The sequence below is a fragment of the Cellulomonas hominis genome, from assembly GCF_005239125.1.
In the GTDB taxonomy this organism is placed as follows: domain Bacteria; phylum Actinomycetota; class Actinomycetes; order Actinomycetales; family Cellulomonadaceae; genus Cellulomonas; species Cellulomonas hominis_A.
This window is the reverse complement of the sequence record NZ_SZYE01000372.1, coordinates 1-917: the sequence shown is the minus strand read 5'-3', so window position 1 is coordinate 917 and position 917 is coordinate 1. Positions and strand designations below refer to the sequence as shown.

Annotated in this window: 1 protein-coding gene; it reads right to left on the bottom strand. The window is 78.2% G+C overall.

Annotated features, from left to right (window positions below; genetic code table 11):
- A partial coding sequence (locus tag FA014_RS19635; protein ID WP_154731267.1) for an ROK family protein occupies positions 1-895 on the bottom strand: 895 nt, incomplete at its 3' end.
- Between the last annotated feature and the right edge of the window lie 22 nt (positions 896-917).

Sequence of the window (917 nt, the reverse complement as noted above, 5' to 3'; positions counted from 1 at the left end):
CCGCGACGTCCACCGCGCGCGGGTCCGAGCCGTCGCCCCAGTCCGGCAGCCCGACGCCCGCCGCGCGGCCCTGCTCCGCGAGCGCCTCCGCCCGCAGCACCGCGCCCAGGCAGCCGCGCCGCCCGCACCAGCACGGGGCGCCGTCGGGGTCGGCGATCAGGTGCCCGGACTCCCCCGCGTTGCCCGACACGCCGCGCACCACCTCGTCGCGCAGCACGGTCGACACCGCCACGCCCGTGCCCAGGTAGAAGAACACGAAGTCCGACGCGTGCTCGCCGGGGTGCCACAGGTGGGCGCTCGCCGCGGCGATCACGTCCTTGTCGAGCACCGCGCGCAGGCCGGTGCGCTCGGCGACCGCGTCCCGCAGCGGCACGCCGTGCCAGCCGGGCAGGTGCGGCGGGTCGAGCACCACGCCCGCCTCGACGTCGATCGGCCCGGGCGCCGCGATGCCCACCCCCAGCACCCGGTCCCGGTCCACGCCCGCCCCGGTGATCAGCCCCTCGATCTCCGCGACCAGGCCCGCGACCACGGCCTCCGGGTCCTCCGGGACCGGCGTCGGCACGTGCGCCCGGGCGACCACCGCACCCGACAGGTCCAGGAGCACGAAGGTCATCGTCGCCGGGTCCAGGTGCACCCCGACCGCGAACCGGCTCACCGGGTTGAGCCGCAGCAGCGTGCCCGGCCGGCCGGGGCCGCGGCGCAGGACCGCCCCCTCCTCGACCACCAGGCCGAGGTCCAGCAGGCGGCGCGCCACGTTCGTCACGGTCTGCGGGGACAGCCCCGTCCGGCGGGCGACCTCGGCCCGCGCCAGGCCGCCGCCGGCGCGCCGCACGACGTCCAGGACGACCGTCTGGTTGAAGTCGCCCATCCGCGGCAGGTTGGTCCCGCGACGCATCCGTGCCTCCGTCCGTCACCGG